Annotated in this window: 3 protein-coding genes; all 3 read right to left on the reverse strand. The window is 35.9% G+C overall.

Features of this window, described 5'->3' with window-relative positions; all coding sequences use genetic code 11:
* Window positions 1-434 precede the first annotated feature (434 nt).
* Window positions 435-1582, reverse strand: a protein-coding gene (locus tag ACIGBN_RS17020) for an IS3 family transposase (RefSeq protein ID WP_396666767.1) whose coding sequence is annotated in 2 segments (ribosomal slippage) — window positions 435-1345 and window positions 1345-1582 — 1149 coding nt in all. Because the reading frame shifts where the segments join, the coding sequence is not laid out codon by codon here.
* 73 nt (window positions 1583-1655) lie between these two features.
* The gene (locus ACIGBN_RS17025; protein WP_396666768.1) at window positions 1656-3917 is read right to left on the reverse strand and encodes a DUF262 domain-containing protein; all 2262 of its coding nucleotides are present in this window, start codon (window positions 3915-3917) and stop codon (window positions 1656-1658) included.
* A complete protein-coding gene (locus tag ACIGBN_RS17030; protein ID WP_396666770.1) occupies window positions 3914-5881 on the reverse strand; it encodes a DUF262 domain-containing protein in 1968 nt (655 codons plus the stop codon). Before ACIGBN_RS17030 ends, ACIGBN_RS17025 begins: the two co-directional genes overlap by 4 nt.
* Window positions 5882-6086: the final 205 nt, after the last annotated feature.

Below are 6086 nucleotides of genomic sequence, written 5' to 3' on the forward strand. Positions count from 1 at the left end.
GCTAAAAGACTTTGTCTTTGACTTAGCTAACCATAATTAAAATAAGTAGCGCACAACTATTAATATATTTTATACCCAATAGGACACTTACATTGTTTTATTGACAGATATAATCGCTATCTCTATTAGACAAGAACCTTATTTCGACTTTCACTCCTAATGTATTTTTATTTAACGCCTTTTTTCATCTGGCATAAAAAATCTCCTACCGAATTAAATCCAGTAGGAGATTAATTGTATAACCATAATAAAGTTTGATAAAAAAACGCCCTCTAATGTCATTGCAGCTATCTAATGTTTGATATTTTTACTTTTCTATTCGAAAAATTCAGAATAATAAAGTTTGATAATTTTTATCATATACCGACTATACATCCAAAAATACAATCCATCGAGCAACTTCCTATGGATTGTAATGGACTCCCCAGAGTTTGCTAGACAGTAGGAACTTCTAAAAAATACTTTTCTTCGAACTTAGCAGGTGACACACCGCCTGTATGCGAATGCCGTTTTATCGGATTGTAGAACATCTCAATAAAATTAAATATCTCACCTTTCGCTTCTTCTCGTGTCGAGTAGATCTTTCGTTTTGTCACCCTCTTCTTGAAAGTCGTAAAAAAGCTTTCTGCCACCGCATTATCATGGCAATTGCCTCGACGACTCATTGATGGCGCTAAGTTATGAGCCTTCATAAAAGCGAGATAGTCAGAGCTCGCATATTGGCTACCCTGATCGCTGTGTACCAGCACTTCACCTTTAGGTTTACGCTGCCAGATGGCCATTAGTAGAGCATTAATGACCAGATGACGATCCATCATTTTATCCATTGACCATCCAACAACACGTCGGGAAAATAAGTCGATAACAGTCGCGACGTACAAAAAACCTTCATGGGTCCTAACGTAGGTGATATCACTTACCCACGCTTTATTAGGGGCATCAGGATTAAACTGACGCTTCAATATGTTGTCAGCAATCTTGCCTACTTTACCGCCTTGGATATGGCGACGTTTATAGCCAATCTGGGCCTTAATCTTGTTATTACGCATGATCTTGGCAACACGATGTACGCTACAGGATTCTCCCTCATCCCGAAGGTCACGATGTATCCATGGGCTTCCATAGGTTCCACCGCTAGCGATGTGGCATTCACGTATTCGTTCTAACAGTCGCAGATCTTCAATAGACCGATCAGACAGTGGCTTTTTCAACCAAGCATAATAACCGCTTCGATGAATTTTAAAGACGTGACACATCAATTGAACAGAGTGTTCTTTTTGGTGATCTCGAACAAAGGCGTACTTTACTCTGGGTTGTTGGCAAAGTACCTTGCGGCCTTTTTTAGAATGTCACGCTCCTCCGTGATTCGTCTCAGTTCAGACTTGAGTCGTGCGTTCTCGGAGGTTAAGTCGAGGTCTTCAGAAGGCTTAGGCTGTGGCTCTCCATACTTTTTGATCCAGGCGTATAAACTATGGGTGGTCGTATCGAGCCGTTGAGCCACTTCAGCAACAGAATAACCACGCTCTGTCACTTGTTTAACCGCTTCTCTTTTAAATTCTTCAGGGTAACGTTTGGACTTCATAATACACCTCTTATTTAACTAGATTTTAACGTTAATAGGTGTCTAGTAAAGTCTGGGAAGTCCAGTAACTACGTTATGATTCTGAAAGCTCCATTGATCTCAATTCATTAATGATTCGATTCAACGAGCGGACTTCTTCACAATCAGGCAGGTCAATTTTATCGGCGTCATTTACATAAAGTTCTATCTGGAATTTCCCATCACGGTATTCTATTTGAAGATTTCCACCTTGCCATGACTCAAAAACAATACCTGGCAGCTCTTCACTACCACTTACTTCGTAGTAGTCGCCCATCTTTACCTTAAGATTATCTAATACTGAATCAGTAGATTTATCTAGCTCTTGATATAAAGAAAATGTTCTCAAGCCTCTATGACGACCTGACATGCGGATACCGTATAGCAGATAGATTTCATCATTCCCATCATAATAGTCAAATCTAACTTGCCGTTCTCTACAATATTTAATCGCCTCAGGGTAGCGGATAAAATGTTGTCGCCAGTCCGAACAATTTGCCAAAGATACTAATTTTGTTAACCCCTCTTTTTCATTACCTTCTTCTAGTAAATCAAGCAATTCAAACAGTATTCTTCTTCGGTCTTTATCATTAAAAACTTTACGCCAATTTTCATTTCGATCACGAGCATTAGACTGTAATTTCTTACAAAAGCTATAGTTACTACCACTTTCAATAAGGTAATCGCCTACTGAGAGCAAGGATCTTTGCAAAATAAAGTCATTAGTCTCAATTAAATCATTGGAAAAGAGCACTGAAGCTTTACTCGCATAAGAGCGAAACTGTTCCCTACTGTACTTACCTTCTTTATTAGCCCCTTCAAGTAGAAAGCCAATTTGGCCATAAAAATATTCGTGCTCTTCATATTCATGTAACAATGATTTCCAACTAATGTTGCTTACTACCAACTTTGCTTTAAGAATTTCCTCTTCGCTTTGCTCTTTATTGAAGTAGCTAATGTCAGTACTAACAAATTTAGCCAAACGCACTACACAGTCACCGATTAGGTGCTTCATACTTTTGAGAGAACGAATGGCTCTTACATAATCGATGGAAGAATCAAAAGAGGTGTTATTTATTAATCGAGAGGTTACACCAAGCCAGTCTTGCAAGTCCTCAAGATCTATTTTTTTTGATTGATCTGCTTTAGTGATATAGAAGAATAGTGCAAAAAATCTAACTTGTTCTAAATAACCATTTTCCTTAAGGATACCTTTCAAAAGATCTTCACATTTAGATTCAATGATAGGGCTTGAAAAAGAGTCCACTTGCTCAAGTTTATGAGTTTGCATTTCGTGAATGAAGCTAAAAAATCTGCTAACTTCAGAAAGTGCTTGATTAGTAAAACATTCGTATTTTTCATAAAAAGCAGTTGGTATATAGAGGTTCCTGCGTAAACTATCTACAAGTGAATTACTATCCTCCCTTAGTTTTTTTACTTTTACATCAAAACTATCTATTACACTTGAAAGAGCAATACTCTTGAAGGTACGCAGAAACATTTCATCGACTTCATAAACCCCTTTATCTCTTAAACTCCAAAAAATATCAGTCCATTCTTTATCTAAAAAATACCAAAAGTTTTTTGGCACTTCATCAGACAGTGCTTGCTTATCTGAGTATTGTTGCAACCAAGCCTTAAAGTTTTCGAACTCACTTAGAGGACGACCTCTGGCATTCATTTTAATATACAGTTCATCAGTAAGATCGAAATCTAAAATATTTAAGAAATGAAAGGTGATTGGAGGTTTGTCTTGGCTAACCAGATTAGCCCATAAGTTTTCACTTTCATCTAAACTACCTTTAAATACTTGATGTATTTCGTCTAGCATTGTTAACATTGACTGAACAGTTGGATCATAGCGCCAGACAGAAAAGAACCAATGAGCATCCATAAGTGAGGCTGAAAGCTTATCGCCATTTTTTGGAAGTACTAAATCATTACTATGGTGTAGTAACGAAGATAAAAATTCTCGTGAACTAATTCTAGTTTGATAATCGAACTTAGATAACTTTCCACAACATTCGGCGATAGTTCCACTACCAATAGCCACGTACCAATGTAATAAGAATAGTGTTGTTAGGCGCTGTTGGCCATCAAGCAGAACTAACTTATCACCTTTTACTGACCCGTATATAAAGTCTAAATCCTGAGAGCGATTTGGATCCACGACCATCTGATGTAAACTTTTAATGAAGTTTTTTCTAATTTGTGTAGATTTGGCGTCATTTCGACCTTGGGCATAATCTCTCTGGATAATAGGTATCTCGATATTATATATATCTAAAAGATTCCAAAACGTCTGCTTTATGCTCATACCAACTCTCCTTTTGATATGTAAAAGTTACAACAGTCAATAATTTCCTTTCTATATCCTTCTCTATCTTCTTTTGACCATTTATACATTTGAGAAACATTGTCGCTGTATACTTTCGAGAAAACATTCTTTGTTGCAATTGGAATAAAATGATGCTCTTTCTCATAGCTAATGATCATTTTTCTTTTTGCTGGAAAAACTTCATTTCCGATTCCACGGTTTACAGCGCCAGAGAGTAAGCATAGGTTATCCAAAGCATGTATTTCGTCATTTTCAATATCGCCAATTACCTTTACTAGTTCTTCAATATAGTCTTTTTGCAATTTTTCGATATTGGGGTGCTCTTCTTTGTTAGCCTCATACCAAAGTGCAAGCAATTTTTTAAGAGTATCGCTGATAACTTTTGGGATATGATTTCCATTAAGTAAAGCTGACTGCTCAGAATGCCATATATCCGCTTCTAATTTTTCATTTAGCTTTTTAGATTGTTGAGCATGAATATGTTCAATATCCCATGATATTTCTCGGTATGTTTTGAACGAAAGACGTGTTTTATTGGCTCGATGCACATGAATATTTAGCAAAATTAATATCGATATGATTTTTCTACGGTTTTTCGTTTCATACTGAACTTGGTTAAAGTCTAAACCTACATTATTGTCAGATTTGAAATATTTTCTAAGTTGGCTTGAAATCAACTGCTTTAAGCTAATAATGAATTCACTTTTTTGTTTATGTTCAGCTAAAACCCATAATTTTTGAATATTTGATATATTTCGACTGATCAAAAATCCAACAAGGTGATAAAGTTCATCGTTCTCAAACCACTCCCTTAGGCGATAGTAACTTTGCTTAACTTCGTGCCAGAGTGCTTCGACTTTATGATGTTTTTTATTTTCAGACAGTTTGAGTTTTTGGTAGTAATAGTTAAAAGCAAAATATTCATCAACGCTCTGAACATTTAATTTTGTAGGCTTTTCGCTTATTAAATCAAAAAGTAGTTCTATACGAGTTGTTTGGTTATTTGCATACTCTGGAGGACTTAGAAAAGCCCAAAATTCATTATTCTGTAAACCTTGCTCAATTGCATCCCATTGCTGAGACATCTCTGACTGCTTTAAATCTGATAACTCTTTTTGTTGTGGATCAGCAATACCACTCAATAGTAAAGCTTTGATCAATTCAGCATTTGTTAATGGGATCTTTCCACTATTAATGCGCATAAAAATATCGATAGACTGTCGCCTATCTACTGACTGTTCATTACCTCGTGCGGCATACCAAATTACCTTAGTATTATATAACAGTTTCTCAAGCCATTTTTTTCGAGCGTCACTATCAGAAAACCGCTTTTCATCTGTAAACCAAGAGTGAATCGTTTTATAAGAGGAATAGAAATGATAGTTATCTACATTATCTAATTTGGCGTTATTTAATTTTTTCGACTTTAGAAAATCGTCCCAATTATTACTTATCAAAGTAGAGGGCAAGCACTTTAACAAAAACTCGCTACTACTAGCTCTTGTCTGGTAATCAATTGAATAATGTGAACACTCAAGATAAGACAAAATCATAAAAATTGTTGTCATCCGTTGCTGGCCATCAATGAGCTCCCATTGGCCTTTATCTCCAACATTTTTAGCGCAATGATGTTTAACAACAATTGGCTGTAAGCAATAAAATCCTTTGCCTACAGGTTCAAATTCGTAGATATCATTTAAGAGTTCTTCTACTTGCTGAGTCTGCCATTTATAACCACGTTGATAATCAGAAACAAAGAAATGTAATGGTAAAAGATCATTAATTGTTTTAAGCGTAAGAGTATTATTATTAGCAACGACACTTTGGAGGCTTTCTAGAAAAGTTCTTATTTCTTCAGAACTTACAGAAGAAAACTCAGGTTGAAATTGTTCAATTAAGTTCTCTATTGTTACTAATGAGTCGCTTGTATGAAATGTTTTCACTCGTTATTCCTTTAATCTAAAAGTGGGTGTGCGTATTCATAGCATTAAATATAACAACTCTGCCTTGATATTATCTAAATAAAAAGCCTAGCTGCATGCCATTAATTAAGCCCGAATTCAAGTACGAAGTGCGACACTTTTCACTTCAAGCAGCCAAACACATCAGTTTAAAGATAACGGCTGGCTGCTTGAATCCTAAACACTT

It is taken from the genome of Marinomonas sp. NPDC078689, from assembly GCF_044542435.1.
GTDB classification, from domain to species: domain Bacteria; phylum Pseudomonadota; class Gammaproteobacteria; order Pseudomonadales; family Marinomonadaceae; genus Marinomonas; species Marinomonas arenicola.

Coding starts and splice junctions, on each gene's coding strand:
- ACIGBN_RS17025 (WP_396666768.1), bottom strand. CDS start 3,917: ATGAGCATAAAGCAGACGTTTTGGAATCTTTTAGATATATATAATATC.